Annotated in this window: 17 protein-coding genes and 1 pseudogene; 3 read left to right on the forward strand and 15 right to left on the reverse strand. The window is 33.9% G+C overall.

The window, feature by feature from the left end; translation table 11 throughout:
• Positions 1–140: 140 nt before the first annotated feature.
• Complete coding sequence (locus BN2628_RS00290; protein WP_021929877.1) at positions 141–503, reverse strand: DUF3127 domain-containing protein; 363 nt, start codon at positions 501–503, stop codon at positions 141–143.
• 230 nt (positions 504–733) lie between these two features.
• Here BN2628_RS00290 and rsfS point away from each other — a divergent pair, with 230 nt between their 5' ends.
• The 3 genes from rsfS to BN2628_RS00305 all read left to right on the forward strand — a co-directional run bounded on the left by rsfS (position 734) and on the right by BN2628_RS00305 (position 4,144).
• Complete coding sequence (gene rsfS, locus BN2628_RS00295) at positions 734–1,093, forward strand: ribosome silencing factor (protein WP_044230771.1); 360 nt, start codon at positions 734–736, stop codon at positions 1,091–1,093.
• Positions 1,094–1,150: 57 nt separating this feature from the next.
• On the forward strand, positions 1,151–3,175 hold the full coding sequence (ftsH, locus tag BN2628_RS00300) for an ATP-dependent zinc metalloprotease FtsH (protein ID WP_044230778.1): 2,025 nt from the start codon (positions 1,151–1,153) through the stop codon (positions 3,173–3,175).
• Between the two features lie 141 nt (positions 3,176–3,316).
• Positions 3,317–4,144 (forward strand): phosphatidate cytidylyltransferase, encoded by an 828-nt coding sequence (locus BN2628_RS00305; RefSeq protein ID WP_044230770.1) that lies wholly within the window; start codon positions 3,317–3,319, stop codon positions 4,142–4,144.
• Between the two features lie 212 nt (positions 4,145–4,356).
• Here the strand turns inward: BN2628_RS00305 and ettA are convergent, their stop codons facing one another.
• The 14 genes and pseudogenes from ettA to BN2628_RS00375 all read right to left on the reverse strand — a co-directional run.
• Entirely contained in the window at positions 4,357–6,042 is a 1,686-nt protein-coding gene (gene ettA, locus BN2628_RS00310; RefSeq protein ID WP_055095534.1) for an energy-dependent translational throttle protein EttA, read from the reverse strand.
• Positions 6,043–6,190: 148 nt separating this feature from the next.
• The gene (locus BN2628_RS00315; RefSeq protein WP_044230768.1) at positions 6,191–6,523 is read right to left on the reverse strand and encodes an acyl-CoA carboxylase biotin carboxyl carrier protein subunit; all 333 of its coding nucleotides are present in this window, start codon (positions 6,521–6,523) and stop codon (positions 6,191–6,193) included.
• A 37-nt stretch (positions 6,524–6,560) separates the two neighbouring features.
• Positions 6,561–8,108: an acyl-CoA carboxylase subunit beta gene (locus BN2628_RS00320; protein ID WP_044230767.1), complete on the reverse strand. Its 1,548-nt coding sequence runs from the start codon at positions 8,106–8,108 to the stop codon at positions 6,561–6,563.
• A 61-nt stretch (positions 8,109–8,169) separates the two neighbouring features.
• Positions 8,170–8,727, reverse strand: a complete 558-nt coding sequence (gene def / locus BN2628_RS00325) for a peptide deformylase (protein ID WP_044230766.1) — start codon at positions 8,725–8,727, stop codon at positions 8,170–8,172.
• Entirely contained in the window at positions 8,724–9,152 is a 429-nt protein-coding gene (gene ruvX / locus BN2628_RS00330; protein WP_044230765.1) for a Holliday junction resolvase RuvX, read from the reverse strand. Before ruvX ends, def begins: the two co-directional genes overlap by 4 nt.
• 601 nt (positions 9,153–9,753) lie before the next feature.
• Positions 9,754–10,452 carry an SGNH/GDSL hydrolase family protein gene (locus BN2628_RS00335; RefSeq protein ID WP_044230764.1) on the reverse strand — a complete coding sequence of 233 codons (699 nt, stop codon included), beginning with the start codon at positions 10,450–10,452 and terminating at the stop codon, positions 9,754–9,756.
• A gap of 90 nt (positions 10,453–10,542) precedes the next feature.
• A complete protein-coding gene (locus BN2628_RS00340) occupies positions 10,543–12,546 on the reverse strand; it encodes a beta-galactosidase trimerization domain-containing protein (RefSeq protein WP_044230763.1) in 2,004 nt (667 codons plus the stop codon).
• A 74-nt stretch (positions 12,547–12,620) separates the two neighbouring features.
• Entirely contained in the window at positions 12,621–13,910 is a 1,290-nt protein-coding gene (locus BN2628_RS00345) for a T9SS type A sorting domain-containing protein (protein WP_044230762.1), read from the reverse strand.
• A gap of 40 nt (positions 13,911–13,950) precedes the next feature.
• The gene (locus tag BN2628_RS00350) at positions 13,951–15,462 is read right to left on the reverse strand and encodes a cellulase family glycosylhydrolase (RefSeq protein WP_044230761.1); all 1,512 of its coding nucleotides are present in this window, start codon (positions 15,460–15,462) and stop codon (positions 13,951–13,953) included.
• Positions 15,463–15,468: 6 nt separating this feature from the next.
• Positions 15,469–16,677 (reverse strand): T9SS type A sorting domain-containing protein, encoded by a 1,209-nt coding sequence (locus BN2628_RS00355; RefSeq protein ID WP_044230760.1) that lies wholly within the window; start codon positions 16,675–16,677, stop codon positions 15,469–15,471.
• Between the two features lie 23 nt (positions 16,678–16,700).
• Positions 16,701–20,504: a glycoside hydrolase family 2 TIM barrel-domain containing protein gene (locus BN2628_RS00360; protein WP_055095536.1), complete on the reverse strand. Its 3,804-nt coding sequence runs from the start codon at positions 20,502–20,504 to the stop codon at positions 16,701–16,703.
• 81 nt (positions 20,505–20,585) lie between these two features.
• Positions 20,586–21,134 (reverse strand): DUF1735 domain-containing protein, encoded by a 549-nt coding sequence (locus BN2628_RS00365; RefSeq protein WP_082002327.1) that lies wholly within the window; start codon positions 21,132–21,134, stop codon positions 20,586–20,588.
• A gap of 18 nt (positions 21,135–21,152) precedes the next feature.
• The gene (locus BN2628_RS00370) at positions 21,153–22,838 is read right to left on the reverse strand and encodes a RagB/SusD family nutrient uptake outer membrane protein (protein WP_055095538.1); all 1,686 of its coding nucleotides are present in this window, start codon (positions 22,836–22,838) and stop codon (positions 21,153–21,155) included.
• A gap of 8 nt (positions 22,839–22,846) precedes the next feature.
• A pseudogene (locus tag BN2628_RS00375) lies at positions 22,847–23,697 on the reverse strand (hypothetical protein); the annotation flags it as partial.

Consider the following 23,697-nt stretch of genomic DNA (forward strand, 5'->3'; position numbering starts at 1 on the left):
AAAGCGGTGCAAAGATAATCCTTTTTATTCTTCAATCCCAAACTTTCAGAGGGTTACTTTATCAACATACTTATCAACAAATATGGATAAATACTTACATAACAAATATTTATCTTGTTGATAACTCTTATCTATTTTTATTAAAAAGGCAAATCATCATTTGATTGCGTAGGATCTGACGGAATGAAATCAACAGGAGGTATATTTGCTGAATCTACCATAGGAGGCATATCTCCTACTTTTTCAATTTTCCATGCAGAAATATTCGTATACCAGCGACCATTATATTCTCGGCTATCAATATCTACTGAAACAACAACATCATCACCAACGTTTACAGGATATTGATCAACTTTGTCTCCAAACAACTGAAAACAAATTTTACGTGGATATTGATCATTAGTTTCAAGTACATATTCCTGTTTTTTCCATTCACGACCACTCGACTGGCTTACGCCACTCTGGAGCGGAAGCACTTGAAATATTTTTCCTCTTATTTCCATTATTATTATGCTTTTATTTTTATCATTATTATAATGTAGGGAACAAAGATAATGAAATAAGGCGGTAATTTATAAAAGGATGAGAAAAATAAAATCGTTAAATCCCATAAGATACTTTTAGCCCATTTTTAAATATTGTTTTAATTAAAAATAAAAATTAATCACATTTATAGAGTTATCGGTTATAGAAATCGAATTATATTTGCAGATTAAAGAAATAAAACAACTAAATGGAAGATAACAAATTACTATTAACTAAAATCGTAGAAGGAATACAAGAAAAGAAAGGTAAAAAAATAGTTTCAGCAGATTTAAGTCACATCGATTCTGCTTCTGCTCAATATTTCGTCATATGTGAGGGAAACTCGACTATGCAAGTTTCTGCCATTGCCGATAGTATACGAGAATATGTCCAAGAAAATATCGGAATAAAACCTTTCGGGTATGATGGTTATCAAAATGCCCAATGGATCGTCATAGATTATGGTAATATATATGTACATGTCTTTTTACCAGAATATCGTGAGTATTATAAGCTCGAACAGTTATGGAATGATGCCAAACTGTCAGCTATTCCCGATGCGGAATAATTTTTGCTGTTATTAAAATAAATAAGAAATTTATATATGGATAAAAATTCAAATCCGATGCAACCTCAAGGTCCTAAGAAACCCAAAATGATGAAATTCAGTCTATATTGGATGTATTCATTAATAGCATTTTTACTTATCGGACTATATTACATGAATGATGGTTCTACTTCTAAAGAAGTGAGTTGGACCAAATTCGAAGAAATAGCTAAAGGTGGTGGTATAAAAGAAATGACAGTTTATACAAATAAAGATTATGTCGAAGCATTTCTTACTGATAGTGCTGCGCAAAAGATCTTTAATACATCGAAGGAAAATTTAAGTAAAAAAGCCAAAGTATATACTAATATAGCCTCGGCTGATGCTATCAGCAAAGATATTGATAAATGGAAAAAAGAAAATGGATTCAAAGCTTCTGTGGACTTCAAAAAAGGCAGTGATTTTGGTGATTTACTTTGGTCTTTTGGACCCATTCTATTATTAATTGTCTTTTGGTTTATTATTATGCGCCGAATGTCGAACCAAGGCAGTAGTGGAGGGGTTTTTAACGTAGGAAAAGCAAAAGCCCAGCTTTTTGACAAAGAGGGTCCAGTTCAAGTCACTTTTAAAGACGTAGCTGGCCTTTCAGAAGCTAAACAAGAGGTAGAAGAGATTGTTTCTTTTCTTAAAAACCCAAGTAAATATACTGAACTAGGAGGAAAAATTCCCAAAGGAGCACTTTTGGTAGGCCCTCCAGGTACAGGTAAAACATTATTGGCAAAAGCTGTAGCCGGAGAAGCAAATGTACCATTTTTTTCTCTTTCCGGTTCTGACTTTGTTGAAATGTTCGTAGGGGTTGGAGCATCACGTGTCAGAGATTTATTTCGTCAGGCTAAAGAGAAAGCCCCATGTATTGTATTTATCGACGAAATTGACGCTGTAGGTCGTGCTCGCGGGAAAAACCCAAACATGGGATCAAATGATGAACGAGAAAATACATTAAATCAGCTATTGACAGAAATGGACGGGTTCGGCTCAAATAGTGGTGTTATCATTTTAGCCGCAACAAATCGTGCTGACATATTAGACAAAGCTCTACTACGAGCAGGACGTTTTGACCGACAAATCTATGTTGAATTGCCTGATTTAAATGACAGAAAGGCTATTTTCAGAGTTCATTTACGTAATGTCAAAATAGACGAATCAGTTGATGTCGATTTACTTGCTCGTCAAACACCAGGATTCTCAGGAGCCGATATTGCCAATGTATGTAATGAAGCTGCATTAATTGCGGCCCGAAAAGGGAAGAGTTTTGTACAGAAACAGGATTTCATGGATGCTGTTGACCGTATAGTTGGTGGCTTGGAAAAACGGACTAAAATAACAACTGTCGATGAAAAACGCTCAATTGCCATACATGAAGCAGGGCATGCTTCTCTAAGTTGGTTTTTGCAATATGCTAATCCTCTAGTTAAAGTTACCATTGTTCCTCGAGGTAAAGCTCTAGGTGCTGCATGGTATTTACCAGAAGAAAGACAGATCACAACCAAGGAACAACTTCTGGACGAAATGTGTGCGACATTAGGAGGAAGAGCAGCTGAAGAATTATTTATAGGGCGCATATCAACAGGGGCCGCTAACGACTTAGAACGTGTTACTAAGCAAGCATATGCAATGGTTGTATATTTCGGGATGAGTGAAAAATTACCCAACTTAAGCTATTATGATTCTACGGGCCAGGAATATGGGTTTACAAAACCTTACAGTGAAGAAACCGCCAAACTTATAGATGAAGAAGTCAGCCGTATTGTCGCAGAGCAATACCAGCGAGCTAAAACTATATTAACAGAAAAGTCTGAAGGACATGCACAATTGACTCAGGTCCTCATCGAACGAGAAGTAATATATACTGAAGATGTCGAACATATTTTCGGTAAACGTCAATGGGCTTCACGGTCCGAAGAAATTTTACAAGATGAAACCACAAATGAAGAATTAGAAGAGAAAGCTGCTGAAGAAGAAAAAAATAGTAATGGCAACCCTGAAAATGAAAATGCTGATATTCAAAATGCAGAGGCAGAGCCAGACAGTAAAGAATCCTAATCCATATATACAATTAGAAGAAAGGAGTATTGTTGTTCACAATACTCCTTTCTTTATTAATAAAATTGGCCTAAAGTTTTATTATTACTATCTTTGCTACACATAAAACTATCATAGACATCTAATTTAAAATTATACAACTTGAAAAATATAATTGTACGAGCTATAACTGGGGCATGTTTTGTCATCTTATTATTAGGATGTATTTTATTGGATAAAAATGCATATGCCATTCTTTTTGCCATAATTACAGCACTTACGATGTCTGAATTTTATCGTCTTATTAAGTCAAAAGATGAATCTCGGATGATATCATTTCTTGATATATTTGGAGGTGTGTATTTATTTGCAGCACTCTACTATTATTGTTCCGGTTTGTCCACATCAGTTACAAAATATATTTTCATTCCATATATAGTATATATAATGCTTACATTTATTATACAACTGTATGCTAAACGTCCTGATCCGATTAAATGTTGGGCCTACTCTCTATTAGGGCAATTCTATATAGCATTGCCTTTTGCTTTACTCAACTTTATTGCATTTCCTGGTACTTATACATTATATGCCCCTTGGCTACTTATGTCATTTTTTATTTTTATTTGGATAAATGATACAGGGGCCTTCCTTGTAGGCATCACCATTGGGCGTCATCGTTTATTTGAGCGTATATCTCCAAAGAAATCATGGGAGGGTTTTATCGGTGGACTCATCTTTAGTTTTATTACAGCATGGGTATTTTCTCTATTTTACGACAATTTCTCTCTCATCCAATGGCTTGGACTTAGTCTCACAATTTCCATAAGTTCAACTTTTGGAGATTTATGTGAATCATTATTAAAAAGAACTATTCACATAAAAGATTCAGGTCATATTTTACCCGGACATGGGGGATTGCTTGACCGTTTTGACAGTGTATTATTGGCTGCGCCTGCCGCATATATATATATTCAAATTTTTGGATAAATTTTGTATAACAAACTCTTAACGTAATATCTCTTTTGAGGAATATCTTATCTATATGACAAGTATATAGCTATCGTTCAAAATTCCTCATAATCAATATCATCTACTATTATTAAAATCTTTATTATGCAGAAATGCAATCATAAAAAAATAAGAACCTATATTTCCTTTTAAAAAAGTATAGGTTCCTATTCGCTTCTCTACATACTCTATTACTTCATCAGCTTTCTATATCGGACTCTACGAGGTTCTACATCTCCCATTCGTTTTTTCTTATTCTCTTCATATTCTGAATATGAACCCTCAAAATAAAAGACATTAGAATCTCCCTCAAAAGCTAAAATATGAGTACAAATACGGTCTAGGAACCAACGATCATGTGAAACAACGACTGCACATCCAGCGAAGTTTTCTAATCCTTCTTCCAAAGCACGCAAAGTATTTACATCTATATCATTAGTTGGTTCATCGAGTAACAGCACATTTCCTTCTTCTTTTAATGCCATCGCCAAATGTAATCGATTCCGTTCCCCACCAGAAAGCGCACCACATAATTTCTCCTGATCAGCACCTGTAAAATTGAATCGAGACAAATAGGCCCGTGCGTTTAAATCTTTTCCTCCTAAACGTATAGTCTCCTGTCCCCCAGATATAACCTGATATACACTTTTTTGAGGATCGATATCTTTGTGAGTCTGATCTACATAGTCTATTTTCACTGTCTCTCCCACTTCAAATTCTCCCTCATCAGCTTTCTCTTGCCCCATAATTAATCGAAATAAGGTCGTTTTTCCTGCACCATTCGGACCAATAATTCCAACAATTCCATTAGGTGGTAACATAAAATTTAAGTCGTCGAACAGCAACTTATCTCCATAGGCCTTAGCAACATTCTTCGCCTCTATAACTTTACTACCCAAACGAGGCCCATTAGGAATAAATATCTCCAATTTTTCCTCCCTTTCCTTTTGGTCCTCATTTAATAATTTATCATATGAGTTCAACCGGGCCTTCCCTTTTGCATGACGAGCTTTAGGAGCCATATGTATCCATTCTAATTCTCGTTCTAAAGTCTTTCGTCTTTTACTAGCCTGCTTCTCTTCCATTTCTAACCGCTTAGTCTTTTGCTCCAACCACGAAGTATAATTACCTTTCCAAGGAATACCCTCACCTCTATCTAACTCAAGAATCCATCCAGCCACATGGTCAAGGAAATATCGATCATGCGTAATAGAGATTACCGTACCTGCGTATTGTTGTAAATGTTGCTCAAGCCAATCTATTGATTCTGCATCTAAATGGTTAGTGGGTTCATCTAATAAAAGGATATCTGGCTGTTGCAATAATAAACGACAAAGGGCCACCCTACGTCTTTCCCCTCCCGATAAATATTTTATTTGTTGGTCTTCAGGGGGACAACGCAATGCATCCATAGCCTGCTCTAATTTATTATCTATGTTCCATGCATCGCAAGCATCTATTTTATCCTGCAATTCTGCTTGACGATTCATCAAAGCCTCCATTTTATCTGGATTTTCAAGAATCTCTGGCTCACTAAACTTCATATTAACTTCTTCATATTCAGCCAATATATCCAAAATATTCTGTACTCCTTCTTGCACAGTTTCCTTAACTGTTTTTTCAGGGTTAAGCACCGGTTCCTGTTCTAAATATCCAACAGAATAACCCGGAGAAAAAACAACTTCACCTTGATATGATTTCTCAATACCTGCGATAATCTTTAAAAGTGTAGATTTACCAGAACCATTTAAACCTATAATTCCTATTTTTGCACCATAGAAAAAGGACAAGTATATATTTTTCAAGACTTGCTTATGTGGTGGAAAAGTTTTGCTTACACCCACCATTGAAAAAATAATTTTTTTATCGTCTGCCATTTTTTATCATTTTTTACAAATATACAGAATCAACAATAAATAAAAAAATCTCCATACTGATTTGATTTTTACAAAATAAACAGAGGTATTACAACGATTCACGTACATAATACCTCTTGCTTAAAAATAAATATCAAGATAACTTATTTCAGTCTTCTTTTATAACCATTATAAGCGCACCTTTCACCAAATGTTCTCCCTCTTTTACGGGAATTTCCGTAACAGTTCCTGATACAGGAGATAATATCCGATTTTGCATCTTCATTGCTTCATGAACTAACAATAAATCTCCTTCTTTTACAGAATCCCCTTCTTTTACAGCCAAAGAAACTACCGTACCAGGTAATGTAGAACGTACCTCACCCGCTACAGGTTTAGTCCAGATAGGACGATTCATAAATTTCTGAGTTAATGTAGTTTTATACTTACGAGCCGTAACTGCAAAATCGACCAATGGTCTTTCAGTTGTTTTTTTATCCATCTCTTTTATTCTTTTTTAGTATGATTAAAAAAACAAATCAGAATGGAGGAATTCCATGCTTTTTCTCCGGTCTTGATTCTTCCTTACTTTTTGCCAAAATCAAGGCATGCATTAATATTGCACGAGTCTCCCGAGGCTCTATTACTGCATCAATATACCCCTTAGAAGCTGCCACATACGGATTGGCAAATTTCTCGATATATTCTTTTACCTTTTCTTGTCGCATAGCATCCTGGTCCTCAGCTTCCATAATTTCTTTCCTGAAAATGATATTGGCAGCACCCTCAGGGCCCATCACTGCAATTTCAGCACTTGGCCATGCAAATACAAAATCGGCTCCCAAATGACGAGAATTCATAGCAATGTAACCTCCGCCATAAGCTTTTCGTAAAATAATTGTAATTTTAGGAACAGTTGCTTCTGAATAAGCATATAATACTTTTGCGCCATGCCGAATTACGCCTGCATGCTCCTGATCAACCCCTGGTAAATATCCCGGCATATCCTCTAATGTAATAATAGGAATATTAAAAGAATCGCAATAGCGAATAAAACGTGCAGCTTTATCTGAACTATCACAATCGAGAACACCAGCCATCACCATCGGTTGATTGGCAACAAAACCGATAGTTTCCCCATGTATACGACCAAATCCTATTACAATATTGGCAGCCCACAATTCTTGTATTTCAAAAAAGTCAGAATCGTCGACAATAGATTTTATTATATCACGAACATCATAAGGCTGTTTAGGGTCTGATGGAATAATATCGTTGACTGTTTTTTCAAATATCGGTTCTTTGGGAGGAAATGCTCTGGCCCTCTGTTTATTATTCCAAGGAATAAATGTTACTAATTTCTTTATTTGTTCAAAACACTCCTGCTCGCTTTTAGCATAAAAATGTGCGTTACCCGTTATTTCTGCATGTACGCGAGCACCTCCAAGGTCTTCCATCGAGATTTCTTCTCCTAAAACAGTTTTAATCACATTAGGACCTGTAATAAACATCTTTGAAATGTTTTCTACGACAAATACAAAATCAGTTAGAGCTGGAGAATAAACAGCACCACCTGCACAAGGACCCAGAATAACTGAAATTTGAGGAATTACACCTGAAGCAATAGTATTACGATAGAAAATCTCACCATAGCCAGCTAATGCACCTACACCTTCTTGAATACGAGCACCGCCAGAGTCATTAATTCCTATAATAGGAACTTTCATTTTCAATGCATGATCCATTATCTTTGTAATCTTCCGAGCATGCATCAATCCTAATGAACCACCAGCAACAGTAAAATCCTGTGCATAAATACAAACAGGAGCGCCAAAAATCGTACCTGTACCCGTAATTACCCCATCGCCCGGTAATACTTTTTTTTCCATACCAAAGCCTCTGGCAGCATGTTCTACAAATAAATCATATTCCTGAAAAGAATTTTCATCCAACAAAGCCAAAATACGGTTACGGGCTGTCAATTTGCCCATAGCTTCCTGCTTTTCAATAGCAGCTTCTCCGCCACCCATTTGAACTAACGCTTTTTTTTCACGCAGTTCCAAGATGTCTTTCTGTAGTGAAGTCATATTTACAAATTATTGTGTGTTAATATTATGAATACATCACATTAAATACTTTAGAAATAAATTATTTCTTTATTGTCTTTACCCGATAATCACAACGAATTTTTCCTTTAAGTATATTATTCAATTTAGATTTTATCAATTGTTTCCGAATTGGAGAAAGATGATCAATAAACATTTTTCCTTCTAAATGATCATATTCATGTTGTATTACTCTGGCAATATAACCCGAAAACACTTCTGTATGCTCCACAAAATCTGCATCTCGATAATAAACTTTTACAGTTTCTTGCCGAGTAACAGGTTCATGAATTCCAGGTAAACTCAAACAACCTTCTTCCCGGGAAATATTCTCACCTTCAGTTTCAAGTATCCGAGCATTAATCATGGTCAACTTATAATCTTTATATTCTGGATATGTTTCTGACAAAACATCTAAATCAATAACCAATAAACGAATACCAAGCCCTATTTGAGGAGCAGCTAATCCAACACCGTCAGACTCATGCATTGTTTCATACATATTCTTTATTAAATCAGGCAATCCCAAATAATCAGCTTGAATATCTTCTGCCACTTTTCTCAAAACAGGTTGTCCATATAAATAAATAGGTAATATCATAATCTTTCTTTATATTGCTTACTCTCCAAATAATCCTGCAAAATAATTGTAGCACTAATTTCATCTACCAATGCCTTATTCTGACGATCCTTCTTTTTTAGTCCACCATCAAGCATCACCCGATGTGCTAAAGATGAAGTAAAACGCTCATCAAAATATACTATCGGCATTTGGGGGAATTGCTTTTTGAATTGTACAACAAAAGGCTCTATATAACGCATGTTTTCTGATGGAACATTATTCATTTGTCGAGGTAATCCTATAACAACCAATTCTACATCTTCCTGCTCAAAATAATGCATAAGAAAAGATAACAATTCCCCTGTAGGCACCGTCGCAAGCCCACTAGCAATAATTTTCAAGGTATCAGTAACTGCAATTCCAGTACGTTTACGCCCAAAGTCTATCGATAAAATTCGTGCCATAACTTGGCAAAGATAAGCAAAATGAAGCATATATAAATCGAACTAATAGATTTTTATCGCTTTTTACTATCTCTTTCATCAAAATATTTCTTTCCCATTTTAAAAATTCCAGTATCAATTAAAGATAAAACGATACAACATACAAATAATGTTAACAAAACATTTTTTATGCTTTTAAATCATGCTATATAACATAAATATACTATATTTGCAATGTGTTTTTCATGGTATTAGATTTAAGGTTAACGAAGATTGGTTGTCGTGAGACAACCATTTTTTTATATTTTCTCAAAAAGTTTATTTCAACAAATCTTTTTACTAAGAAAATCTCACTTTTATATTTTCAACATCTTCCAACTTCCCTTTTATGTAAATTTTTTTACATAAATATCTTGATAGTTCAAACATATCATTAAAAAATGTCCACTCCAAAAAGTTACAGATTGTAATTATAACACTTAGAAGGGGCAGTATCAAACCCTGTATTGAGAATGATACGCCCCCTTTCTTTAGTCCTTTAGGATGCTTAAATTTCAGATTATAAGTTCATATTTTCAAAAATTGAACTTTGATACATCCTCATTTTTTGGATATTTTCTTATTACTTTTTCTTCAGTATTTTATCTATTACTGATTTAACTTGCTGTTCCATAATTTGATAGCCCTCCTCTGTTGGATGTACTCCATCTCCACTTAAACCATTTTTCATAGATCCATCTTCTTTACGCATTTTAATATTATAATCTACATATGGAATACCTTTCTTTTTAGCATACGATTTAATCTCCTTATTCAATGTATCAATTTTTTGAGGGGCATCAGTGATATCTTGATTCCATCTAAACTCCCCAGCTGGAAGTACTGAAGTCAATATCACCTTTATATCATTTGCCTGTGCTATCTCAACCATTGACTTTATATTTCCAAGAGTAAAACTCAGGCTATATTTTCCTGTATTCTCTGCTATATCATTTGTCCCAGCATTAATTACTACAACTTCTGGTTCTAAGGACACTACATCTTGACGAAACCTTAACAACATTTGTGGACTGGTTTGCCCACCAATTCCTCTACCAATATAATTATTTGAAGAAAAAAATTCCGGACGTGTCTTAGCCCATCCTTCTGTAATGGAATTTCCAATAAAAATAACTGCATGCTTCTTTATCCCAAGAGACAATAAGTCTTCATTACTCTCAGCATAACGCTCAAGATTCGCAACTTTTATAACATCTGTGTTTTGTGCCGATAAAAAAAAGCATGCAAACAATAATGCAACAAATAATAAATTCTTCTTCATAGATATTTCCCTTTAAATTCAGGACTAAAATAAACAATTATTTTAGAATACACTAAAATAATTGTATCTTCTTTACTAAAAGATATTTTATCAATTGTCCCATTTAATAATACAAGTTTCTTCTGGAGAAAGAGTTATCTTTTTATTTGATACCTTTACTTTTTTTTCTGGATAAATAACCTGACTGAATTTCAAAGGTGTATTTAATTTTATAGTCTGCTTAACATCCGATTTATTTATTAAAATAGTAATATATGAATCTCCACTTTTTAATATTCGCATCAATATTCTTTCTGAAAAATGTTTAAAATGAATTGGACAACGTATATCTAATTCTTGATATAAAAAATTAGATAATGGCTTATACCCTTCTATCCATCCTCCTAACCCGATTAATGAAGGAATCCAAACAACCTTTCCTCGTCCCCATTTATTCCTTATACCTGTTATCCGGTCTCCATCTTTTGAAATAGAATGCCCTGTATTTTTCCGAATAATTCCCTGCCATAAATGCGTAGGTAATGTCATGTTATCTATATTTATCTCAAAAATATTTTGCAATGCTTTAAATTCGGAGATATCTCCTCCCCATAATTTTGCAAATGGAAATTCAGATTTCATTACATTTATCATATTTTCATCATAATATCCACTCAATCCATCTATAATAAGTGTTCCCCCCAAGGTAACAAAACGTTCTAATTTTTTCTTGTATTTCAAAGGCAATGATATCTGATGAGACAAAATGATTGTCTGTCCATCATAATTTTGTTTATCAAAATCAAATTCTCCTATTTCTTTTAAAGACGGACTCATACCCATATAAGTCAATACTTCGAAAAAACTTAACGCTGATTTTATTACTCCACCACGAGCTCTTCCATTGTAATAGGTATCAGATTTTATTAACATTTTATTTTCTGCCCACAAAGATTCCCTGACATAAATTACACTAACACCGGACTCTTCTACTTGAGCTTCAGAAAATAATTTCTTATATTTTGTTAAAGTATTTGTTACATTACATATTGCACCCATCCGATCAGTAAAATTATTTTGAAAATCAAGTAATGCCCATTCTCCTGATTCTAATCCTGAAACTCGAGAATTTAAACACCAAAATATTGCTCCTTTTGAACCAGATCCTATAGTAGTCCATAACCATTGTTCTATCTCTGAAAACGTAGGACAAAACGGAGCATAACCGCTATACGTATTATTACCACCCTGTATTTCCGTCATTATCCAAGGAATATTTCCAGCTCCTGAACGTAATATTTCACTATTTGCAGACATGGCTAAAGTATATTGGTCTCTACTAAAATAATTAAAGTGCCAACTGGGGTGTGCTGATCCACCTAAACTATTCAAAAAAGCTCGCCATTTAGGGAAATCATACTCTCCACAGTTATCAAATATCGCATGATTATTTACATGTATATGGCTTTCCGTATCATATTTCTTCACTTCTGATGCTAAATGCGAAAGAAACCAGGTATTATAATCTAACAAAAAACGCTGATCCGTAAATGTTATTAATATGGGATACCCTCTACTATCAAATGCACTGTCAGGATGATTCTCTCGCCATTCTTCATATTTTTGAGCTGTATAACTACCATACGGTATATTTCCTCCTGTCCCTGGTTCATTTATCAACACCCAACCATACAAAGATGAAAACTGTTTAAAATGTAAAACTACATTTTTTATATACAACAACATATTATCATATGTAATATCATCTACTGGGAATTTATATCCTCCGATATCTGTTTTAGCCGTCGTCGGGAATAACGTAGCCAAAATTTTTATATCATACTTTTCTGCAATTCTAAAGGCTCTGTCAAATAAAGAAAAATTCCACTTTCCTGAATCATCTTTCATATATGTTTCAAACATTCTTATTCGGCAAATAGACATCCCACATTTTTTCATTTGTCTAAACCAAATTTCAGTTTCTTCTTCAGTTTGCCCAGGCTCAATAAATACTTGTGCTCCAATAAGAGGAAAACCTTTTTGCTCAATTTGTGAATATATCTTTACTTCACAACCGAATAACAATATTAAACAGATTATAATATCTCTAAACATATATATTAGCATTAATAAAAAGGATGTAACTTAGACATTGTCAAAAATCAAGTTACATCCTCTTACACACACACTTATTTCACGAATATTTTCTTAGTTACAATACCTTTATTAGTTATTATGTTCACAACATATATACCCTGCTCCATGGAATAAGATACTGCAGAACTATTTACAATATCACTAATAATCATAGTCCCAGACAAAGAAGAAATATTTATCTTATTATTTTTTTCCAAACCATTAATAACCAAATTCCTATCTGTAATTGTAAACAATAAATTTTCGTCATAAACTTCATCAACAGAAACTACATCTCCAATAACCTCCAAGGTTATATCTCGAGCATAATTATCTTCTGGACGACAAACAGAAACACATTCATCATTCTTATTTTCTGCTTTACCTATCAAACGTCCATCCTGAGCTCTTCTAAACTGGTAAGTTCCATCCATATTTTTTCCTATAAGATAAGTACTTTTTACTGTAAACTTTTCATAAGGAGCAGCCCCCGACCCTTGAAATTCTTTTACAAAACCCATCCAAAGATCATTATCCCACTTAGCATAATTCATATTAAAAGCTAACTCTGCATTTTCTCCTGTTCGAATAGTGTAAGTATTATTGGCATGTTTATGAAATGTCCAAGCTGAAGCTGTACCAGGCTTTGCAACATCTGTATGATGGACAAATCTCCCCAAATCTGCATCTCCATCAATCAACCAATATTTATTTTCAATAGTAGATATAGAATATTGTTTAGCTAAATCAATATCCAACGGCTCTCCCGTATATAGTCCAATTTTACCAACGTAGGCACTCCAATTATCTCCATCACCTTCAAAAGTCTTATCTTTTATGACAACTTTAAAATTTGTAGCCTCGATACCATCCATTGACGCACCGACAACAGCAGAACGGGACCATCCTCCCGGAAATACAACTTCTTCCATATCATCTGTTATCGGGAATTCTATCCATTCAGCATCTGGTTCCGTCTTATAATAAAATGCAAATAGGTCTTTTATATGTAAATCATTAGACGTTGCTGGATCTGACCTTCTAAATACACAAAACGCATAAAATGCGGTGATATTCTGATCTCCATCTCCCAACATTTCTGCAGCATATTCAATAGCCCCTTCTTCATTCCCTATTTTTTTATTTACAACAGTAGAATCTCCATATCCTCCAAATTTCTCTAAATTTCCTTCAAAAGCAATATTTACTATTTCTCCGCCAATCTCAGTTTGTCCACTCTCAGCCTTATCCGTTTTACGCATCTCATCATAATACCAAATTTGTGCATCAATCATTTGTGTATACAATGCCATAACAAGCATAAAGAATAAAATTTTTTTCATGATAATAACATTTTAATAATGAAACATTTATTTAATAAAACTATTTATATGATACTCGTATAACCATAGAGCGCTGAAAATCAGGTAATGTTACCACATTTCCCGAAAGAGAAAATTTCGGTTGGATATCTTTCCACGGATCATAAAGTTCGACATTACCAATATTTCTATTCCCGATTAAATCTGAAAGGTCAATCTTCTTCCCTTTCAATGTTTCTGGAGCAATTTTATCTCTCAATTCAGTAATCCATGTATTATTTATATCTCGACACCATATTAAAATATGTTCTGAGCCAGAAAGAATATAAAGCCTCAATCCATCCCCCTCTCTCTGTGTTGGTTCAAATCTCTCGATAATAGGATTTATATCTTTCACAGCATTTGCAAATCTCTGTATATGATACCACAAATTATTTTTTTCTATATAGGTATTATCCCAATGCCAAGAAAAGCCGGAACCAGCTGAACCGCAAAAAAATGGAGTGAACAACATATCATGCATCAACATACCCTTTGTATCTATAGTATAAATTTCATGAGGGCCAGCGTGCTTAGGTTGTACCGCACCTGTTTCTGATAATAATAAAGGTTTTCTCACCTGATATGATTTTAACGTATTAATAGCATCAGCCGCGAGCAAATCCATTGGCCCTTTACAAATAGAGAGAGTTGTCGGATGTTCATCTATATAGCGATGTATTTGCCCTACTTCATTATCTTCCATCGTAATTATTTCCTTATAAGATTTTTCACAAGAGCTTTTATCATAACTACCTAAACTCTGCATTACCAAATTTTTAGGGAACATTTTTTTCACTATTGGAAGCATATATTTTGTCCAATTCGTATAACTAGGATATGGTGGCTCTATTGCATCCATTTCATTCCAAAGTTCCCAACCTAAAATAGCCGGATTATCACCAAAATGTTCTTTAAATACATTCATACGATTTATATAAACCTGCTTACCAATATCTGTATTTATATACTCATCCATATTATTAAAAGGACCACCATTATCTACATGATACAATGTTTTAACATTACTACCGGCATCTTTATTAGCATAAATACGCCGACAATCTTCTACACAAAACATCAGTTTAAGATGAAAACGTTTAGCCCAAACTAACAAAGAATCAATATTATCTAAAGCTTGTTGATTAGGCCATCCTGGACCTTTATACTGAGGCTCATCTATCTCAAATCTACTATCACTTAACCATATACGAGCAAAATTACCTCCGTTCATAGAAATAAGCTTCATCCATCTTTTCATATAAAACATATCTCCCCAACAAATATTAGCACCTATAGCAATATATGGTTCACCATTTGTCAATTCAAAATAATATGGATTTGATTTACTGACATGTACAAAACTTTCATCAAAAGATAAATTAATATTTTTTCCAGGGCCTACATCAAAAAGAGTCGAACCTTCTTTCAATTCATCATAATAATAAGATTGGGCTTGCATTCCCAGAATTGTAAACACCAACATGACCAACCACACAACAACAGTTTTCATCTTTACTAAATATTTTAACATAAGTTTTTACTTTATAATAACTTTTCTCTTTAGCGAAGCCTTTTGCCCTACCACATTTATAATATATACACCATTTTCCAAAAAATAATTGACGTTCGATACATTTACAGTCTCCTGCAACATCAATAAACCTGAAATTTGAAATATCTGAACTTTACTGTTCCTTTCTAATCCAGAAATTTTTACTTGACCACTTTGTACTATTATACTTAAATTATCTTTATATTCATACTTAATACTACTTGGGTCTGATATCTCTGTAAGAGTTAGAGCTTCAGGTTTTCCTCTTTTCACAGAGATTTTATTTCCAGATAAAATATCACCTTCCGCTATACCTATTGCCCGGCCATCATGGGCTCTTCTAAAAGTATATTTACCCCCTTCTATTCTTTCTATTAAAAATCGATCATCACTACCCTTTTGTACATCATTTTCAGTATGAGAATATCTATGTTCATTCCCAAACCGTGTCAAAATTCCCTCAAATTGATTCTCATTAAAGTTTAAATTAGAATCAAACGATAATACAACCGACTCATCTGCAGATTTTACTGTATATGTAAAATCTTCATTTCTAATTATTCTCCATGCACCTTCCCCTCCATACTTGGGAAATATTCCAGATTGTATAATGTACCCACTATCCTCTATCCAATAATATCCGTCCTTATTTGATATAGCATATTGTTTATTACTATCAATGTCTAGTTGATTATATTCTTTTGTAAATAAAACTACTCTACCTAATAACGTATTATATCCCATATCCCAATCACTGTTATTGTAAAAAGTTTCTTTCAATTTTATCTTGAAATATGAAATCTCTTTATTGTTTGGAAATTCACCATAAGCATAAGAAACCTGATACCAAGGAGAAGGATAAGTTCGTACATCCCATTTAAAATCGGATACTTCTTTCCATTCTTCCCCATTACTCTCTTTATAATAAAAAGAAAAGTGATTCCTAATGTCCTGCTCTCTTAGCCAGCCACACAAAACTCGAAATCCGACAAAAGGTTTCCCAAGAGTTATGGACGAGTAAATCAACTCTCCTTCTGGAGAATTATCTTTTTTGGTAATCCATGTACTATCTCCATACGAAATTCGTTTAGGATCATCTGCATCATATCGTAGCGGATCTGTATCTATCTGCCCTTTCATGTTATATACACAAAACAGTAATCCTACAATTACAAAACTTATTTTCTCTTTCATAATCTTCCTATTATCCTCCCAATCTATTTAGCAAATGGTTTTATTTTCATTTTAAAAGTATATTCTTTCGGGTAAGTCCTATACTTATTGACCGTCGAAATAGCAGTACAACCTACTCCAGAATTAGAATAATCAATATTGATCGTAATGTCATCTACTGGTTTTAATTGAAATGGATACATTGCTCTAGTCAGATTATCCAACAATATATGAGAAACCGAACAATTAAACTTTTCATCTGATGAAATTTCGATTCCAGTTCCAGATTCATTTTCCAACTTCAGATAAGATACATCACTACGATTCCCATGTTCCTGCGGTATCAAATACGGTTCGTACATTTCTGATACATTCATTGTATAATATCCAATACGGTAACCGGTCTTACGATCACAATAATTTTCTTGAGGTCCTCTACCATACCAACTAAATTTATCGAACTGGCCATCTAACATAAATTGTATTCCTACTTTTGGTATCCATACCGGCCAGTCTCCCCAAGGAGTCATCGTATGTTTTAGAGTCAACAGGCCATCTGCTGACACAGTATAAACATATCGGTTTTCAATAGAAGTCCTAAATGTATCAGCTTGTAGTACATTACGTAAATCGATAACAACTTGCCCATTTTTCAATTTTCGATAGGTTGCATCACCACTTGCCAGACTCATTTTATCCAATTGATGGGCAAACCAAGGATTAGCTGTTCCTAACCCATATCCATCTTCATATATTCCTGTTTTCCCATACTCTTTTGCCCAACTATCTTGTTCATTCGCTAACGGAGCTCTCCAAATATTTGCAACAGGAACCTTTTTTATATATTGTATTCCATTATAAATCAATGATTCTAATGTACCGGACAATTTCCCGAATGTATACTCAAAATTTTGTCCTAGAATTTTGATTGTCTGAGCCTCTTCTCTAACCTGAAGAGGCTCAAGTTTATCTGAATTATTTTCTATATGTATATTCCCTCTATATAACTCCAAATCTTCAAATGCTATTTCAAAACCTTCAGGAGCCCATTTTTTTGGTTGTTTTAATTTAAAACTTATTTGTATACGATAATCAACTCCTTTTTTAAATGAATACTCTCTTAATTTCTCAATACAATACTCCATAGTCCTTAATGGAGCCAAACTTAAACTATCATTCCACTCCAAACAAAGACTCCCGTTTCCATAAAGCTGTACAAGCATATTCAAATCTTTCAAATTAGTAAACGAAAATCGGTTTGTGATACTAACTATCCAAGCGTCTTTATCAGCCCATTCTATTTTGACTGGCTGTCCAACTTTTTTTATCTGCCAAGCTTCAGGTTGTACTGTACGGTCAGGCCAAACAATTCCATAAGAACGAGCACCTATGCCTAAACTAAATAAATCTCCTTGTGCCTGAATTTGGTCAAAGTCTAACCATAACTTCGCATCTTTTGATAAATCTTCCCCTAAATACAATTTCTCAACAGAAATAACCTTATCAAATATAGCTGCATTATCTATCGTTGCATTTAATAAATAACCCCGTTGTTGAGATCCGTCAGTATCTGCATTTTTTCCTATATTCACTTGCCAAGGATAATTCACAATATCTATATTACATGGTTTCTCACCCATCACCTTTGCATCAATATACAATTGCAATTTCGTACCATCATAAATACCTGCAATATGATGCCATTTTCCGACCCAGTCATCGGGTAATGAAGCATTCACAGCAACACGTTGTTTTCCAGAAACATAAAATTCCAATTTATCTTCCGACAATTGAATAAGGCCAAATTGTTTTTGACCTTTTGTTAATATAGCACCAGAACCATTCCAATATTCAGGTTTTATCCATATCGACAATGTCAATAATTTGCCTGTTATATCTAACTCCGGATCCCGATATAATTCGACCCACTCATCATTTCCACTTAAATAGATACCTTTTCCAAACTGTCCTTCTTTCAAAACAGCATTTCCCATAAGGTGAGCTTGTATTCCTGAAGTGGAAGCGTCTTTTAACATAACGTATTTTCGGGAAATACCCGGACTAATCCAATCCCACAAGGCACCACCTATACAACGAGGATATTTATAAATAACATCCCAAAACTCATCCAATGCTCCTAAGCTATTGCCGGCTGCTGACAAATATTCATCCATATATGCCGGGCGTGAATCTTCCGACTCAGGAACTCTCCCAACTCTTTCTTCCAACTCAAAACTTGAAGGGTACCGAGGACCTATAATGTCTTCACAAGCCATACCCATACCAGGATACCTATCTTCTGTATTTCCTCCATACATCCATGCTGGCCGGCTTGCATCCAAACTTTTTCCTTCAGCTATAATTTCACAAATATTATTTCCTTCTCCCGACTCATTTCCAGCACTCCATATTATTATCGAAGGATGATTACGATCGCGATATACCATCTGCCGCATTCGGTCAAGATATTGAGGTAACCACTTTTCATCTCCAGAAATATATTCTGTTGCATGTGCTTCATTTCCAACTTCATCAATAACATATAATCCATATTCATCTGCCAATTGCAGATATTCATAAACTGGAGGATAATGGCATGTTCTTATATGGTTGATGTTAAAACGTTTCATTAGCTCAAAATCTTTAATAATCGTCGCCTCATCTATCATATGCCCCCAAAGAGGATGTTGCTGATGAGAATTCACTCCATTAAGCTTTACAGGAACTCCATTTATTAACAATGCCCGATGAGAATATTCAACTTTACGAAACCCGACTTTCGATGACAAAACTTCTATCACATGTCCTGATCTATCTTTAAGAATAATAAGTAAATTGTATAAATATGGATTTTCAGCACTCCATTTATGAGGATTAGCAAATATTTTTGAAATTTTCACTTTCTCCGTAGATAAAGACGACACAGATAAACGCCCTACTTCATCTACTAAATTTTTATGCGAATCATATAATGAAATCGTAATAGAATCTCCTTTTCGAAAAGATTTTCGATTTCGAAAATCCAATTCAACATTCAATGTACCGTCTTTATATTCTTGATCAAAATCTGTTGTAATATAATAATCATGTATATAAGCTTTTGGCCTCGCTATTAACTTCACATCTCTAAATATACCAGACAATCTCCACATATCTTGTTGTTCCAAATATGATCCATCACAATAAGTATAAACACTTAATGCCACCATATTTTTCCCTGGCTTTAATAAAGATGTGACATTATATTCCGCCGGCTCCATAGCTCCCTGATCATAGCCAACTTCCTGTCCATTTATCCAGACAAATGATGCCGAAGCAACTCCCTCAAAACGAAGAAATACTTGTTTTTCATCCCAAGTATCAGGAAGAATAAACTCATAACGATACATTCCTACAGGATTATATTCATGAGGAACAAAAGGCGGATTTTCATTAAAAGGTAAACTAATATTCCTAAATTTCGGAGTCTCATAACCACACATCTGCCAGTTTGACGGAACTACAATAGTTTCCCAACTTTTATCATCATAATCAGTGCGATAAAAGTCTTTTGGCACCAGAGCAGGATTCTTAACCAAAAAAAATTTCCAATTTCCATTTAAAGATATTGTCGCCGAACTATTCTTAGAATCAAAAGATAATGCCTCTCTCTCAGAAGTATAAGGAATTATTGGAACATGAGGTTTCTCTTGTCCCCACTCATAAACCTGAACATTTTCAATATAATTATAAACATTATCTAAAAACGATTTTGATGACCAAGCATTGACATTAGTTAACCAAAAGAACAAAATTATCAATACTCTATACACCTGAAGAATTTGCTTTATTACCCCTTGCCCATTCATCTTCTCCCAATATTAATATATAAAAAGCCTCTTTTATAATTTCATTATCTTCCCTATATATTTATCATCTCCCTGATGCTTCTATTTATCTCCACCATCAATCTTTTCCAACAGATTTTTCGTTTTTATAAGTACATTGACAGTTGATATACTTTCATTCAACATATATCTTGTTGGATCTGTTATTTTAACAGATAAGGCATAATCGGTATCTTCATTGTTTCTAAGAAAATCTAAATCAACCGATAAATAAAAAGTTTTTTCCCGACTACCATCCGGTACCGATATATTATCGGGCAACACATATACATTTTGGGGTAAAGGTTCATATCCCGATAGAACTATATCTTCAGAAAATATTTTTACAGAATAGCCTTCCAACGGCATCAATCCAGAACGATACACTCCTAAAAAAATATTTACTTTATTTTCAGAAACAGAATAATTTAAGTTGTTCTGTTCCTGGCTGCCATCATTAGGCACTGTATAATTATTATCCCCATAGGTGGCTTGAGGTATATATATCAAAGCTGTACCCCATTCTTTTTCACTATCAATATCTGCACAGGAAAAAAGTATGGTTATCATAAATAGTGAAGAAATAACTTTTACTATATTTTTATTTTCCATATTTATATCATTATATTATTACCATTCTGGATTTTGGACTAATACTCCTTGAGATTTTACGATTTCTGTTTGTGGAATTGGATATAAATTCATCTTTGGTGCACTGAAAAACCTTTTTGCAACATCAAATTCAGTATAAACATAACGAATATTTTCCCCTTCTGACAATTTGGTCACCTTTACTCCTTTGATAGGCTGGTTCAATATCTCTTTAGCATCATTCCATCTTTTTAAATCCCAATACCGATGTTCTTCAAATGCCAATTCTATACAACGTTCATGTTTAATAGCTTCACGCATACTTTCTACATCTCCTATACTAACACTTACTGGTGGCATTCTCACACCAGAACGATTACGCACTTCATTAACTGCTTCTCTCGCTGTTTTTCCATATCCCTTAGGGTCACTATCTGGACCATAAGCTTCATTCATTGCCTCAGCATAATTCAATAAAGTCTCAGCATACCTAAAAATAATCCAGCTTCTAATTTCTTTAGCATCATTTACCAAATTCTGATTTTCATTTAAAAATTTGCGCAAATAATATCCTGTTTTTGATGCATTGGCTTTTTTCGGATCATCTTGTCCCCCTTCCCAGATCTCAATTGTACGTCCATTCCACGTACTTCCATTATGCACAATTGTAAATTCAAATCTAGGATCCAGTCCCTCATAAGGATTATCTTCACTAGGAGCTGTTTTATATTCATACTCAGACACCAAATTTTGAGAAGGGCAAATACCTGTCCCTCCTCCAGGAGTACCCACAGGATAATTTGCTCGTTCAAAATCATTTGTCTGCCCCATTCTTATGGCCCAAATCGTTTCCTTACTTGTATTTGTTATTTTTGTCGTAAATAGCGTTTTATAACTAGTATGCAATTTATACCTATTCATTGCTATAATATCATGTGATGCAGCCGCAGCTCTCTCCCATTTTTCTTTATTATTTTCTGGATTGAAAAGAGGACTAGCCGCATATAATAAGGCTCTTGCTTTTATAGATAAAGCGGCACCTTTAGTCAATCGGCCATCCATATCTGAATAACCTTCTGATTTCCAATCTTCAACCAAATTATCTTTTACTTCATCAATATCCTGCACTATCGCATTTATTACTTCATCAAATGAAGCCCTCGATTTATTTGCATTTTCATCTAAGTTATACGTCTTAGTTATCAATGGCACTCCACCATATCTTTTAGCTAATTCAAAATAATAATAAGCTCTTAAAGCTTGGGCTTCACACCGTAACCAAGCACAATTTTGCACATCCTTTTTATATTGTGTCAGGCTTATAGCATTCATTGTATCCCTGTTCAAAGCCAAAATTTTCTTATATTCAGTAGAATTTTCAAGATAAAAATTAACATCATGAATTCCCCTATATGCTTTTGCATAATAATCATCAGGATTATAAAATGCATTCCAAGTACCTTCATTAAACCTTTGAGTATCAGAAATCGGTGTAACATTTTGAGCCTCATCAGATACTGCAGCAAACAGATTGTTATCAATACGAGTAAAGCCATTGATTACATTTGTATAAGTTTTATATCCAAATGAAAACATCTGTTCATATTGAGTCTCAAGCATCTCCGGAGTTAAATAAATATCTCCTTTTGTATCTAAAATATCATCACAAGCCGATATTGTAAATAAACTAATAACTAATATCAATAAAATATATATCTTCTTCATAATATCTATTAGAAATTTACGGTTACACCTATATTATAAGATTTCATGGCTGGATAACCAGATAAAACTTCTGGATCCATATCATAATCCTTCATTAATTTACTTATTGTTAATAAATTCACTCCTTGTAAAAAAACACGAGTATGATTTATTCCTATCTTGCTCAACCATTTTTCCGGTAATGAATAACCAATTTCTACGTTCCGTAATTTCAAATAGTCTCCATTTCTTTTCCAAAGTGTTGAATTTACATAGTTGTTATTATTATCTTCTGTTGATAAACGAGGATAAGTAGCAACCAAGCGTGTATCAATTCCTTGGTCTGGATAATATGCCCACCGGCCTTCAGCAATTCTATATACATTTCCATTATCTCGAAAAGCAATATTTTGTAAAGGAGCATCCAATAAATTTATATCACGCCCTGCTGTACCCTGAAATAAAATTTTAAAATCAAATCCTCTTACATTACCCCCTAATCCGAAAGAATAAGAACATTCAGGGAAAGTAGGATTACCTATTTGTATTTTATCATTTTCATCGATTATAAAATCTCCATTTTGATCTTTATATTTAATATCTCCTGGTTGTACATTTCCTAATGTAGGAATAGGAAGATTTTCATTCAAATCCCCATTTATATCAAAATCTGAAATATCATAAAATCTTTCAGCTTCATACCCAAATAATGCTCCTATTCTATGACCTGTACGCGCAGCAGCAGCTGATGTAATCACCTCGGACATATAATCTATTTTATTTGTATTATAAGTAACCGATCCGGTCAAATAATAGTCAAAAGAACCTATCTTATCTGAGAAAATTATTTCTGTTTCGAAACCTTTATTTGTTACTTTTC

It is taken from the genome of Gabonia massiliensis (assembly GCF_001403595.1).
GTDB lineage: Bacteria > Bacteroidota > Bacteroidia > Bacteroidales > Coprobacteraceae > Coprobacter > Coprobacter secundus.

Bases quoted from the DNA above. Each gene is read 5' to 3' on its own strand.
- BN2628_RS00290 (WP_021929877.1), bottom strand. From the start codon at position 503: ATGGAAATAAGAGGAAAAATATTTCAAGTGCTTCCGCTCCAGAGTGGC.
- rsfS (WP_044230771.1), top strand. From the start codon at position 734: ATGGAAGATAACAAATTACTATTAACTAAAATCGTAGAAGGAATACAA.
- ftsH (WP_044230778.1), top strand. From the start codon at position 1,151: ATGCAACCTCAAGGTCCTAAGAAACCCAAAATGATGAAATTCAGTCTA.
- ettA (WP_055095534.1), bottom strand. From the start codon at position 6,042: ATGGCAGACGATAAAAAAATTATTTTTTCAATGGTGGGTGTAAGCAAA.
- BN2628_RS00315 (WP_044230768.1), bottom strand. From the start codon at position 6,523: ATGGATAAAAAAACAACTGAAAGACCATTGGTCGATTTTGCAGTTACG.
- BN2628_RS00320 (WP_044230767.1), bottom strand. From the start codon at position 8,108: ATGACTTCACTACAGAAAGACATCTTGGAACTGCGTGAAAAAAAAGCG.
- def (WP_044230766.1), bottom strand. From the start codon at position 8,727: ATGATATTACCTATTTATTTATATGGACAACCTGTTTTGAGAAAAGTG.
- ruvX (WP_044230765.1), bottom strand. From the start codon at position 9,152: ATGGCACGAATTTTATCGATAGACTTTGGGCGTAAACGTACTGGAATT.
- BN2628_RS00335 (WP_044230764.1), bottom strand. From the start codon at position 10,452: ATGAAGAAGAATTTATTATTTGTTGCATTATTGTTTGCATGCTTTTTT.
- BN2628_RS00340 (WP_044230763.1), bottom strand. From the start codon at position 12,546: ATGTTTAGAGATATTATAATCTGTTTAATATTGTTATTCGGTTGTGAA.
- BN2628_RS00345 (WP_044230762.1), bottom strand. From the start codon at position 13,910: ATGAAAAAAATTTTATTCTTTATGCTTGTTATGGCATTGTATACACAA.
- BN2628_RS00350 (WP_044230761.1), bottom strand. From the start codon at position 15,462: ATGTTAAAATATTTAGTAAAGATGAAAACTGTTGTTGTGTGGTTGGTC.
- BN2628_RS00355 (WP_044230760.1), bottom strand. From the start codon at position 16,677: ATGAAAGAGAAAATAAGTTTTGTAATTGTAGGATTACTGTTTTGTGTA.
- BN2628_RS00360 (WP_055095536.1), bottom strand. From the start codon at position 20,504: ATGAATGGGCAAGGGGTAATAAAGCAAATTCTTCAGGTGTATAGAGTA.
- BN2628_RS00365 (WP_082002327.1), bottom strand. From the start codon at position 21,134: ATGGAAAATAAAAATATAGTAAAAGTTATTTCTTCACTATTTATGATA.
- BN2628_RS00370 (WP_055095538.1), bottom strand. From the start codon at position 22,838: ATGAAGAAGATATATATTTTATTGATATTAGTTATTAGTTTATTTACA.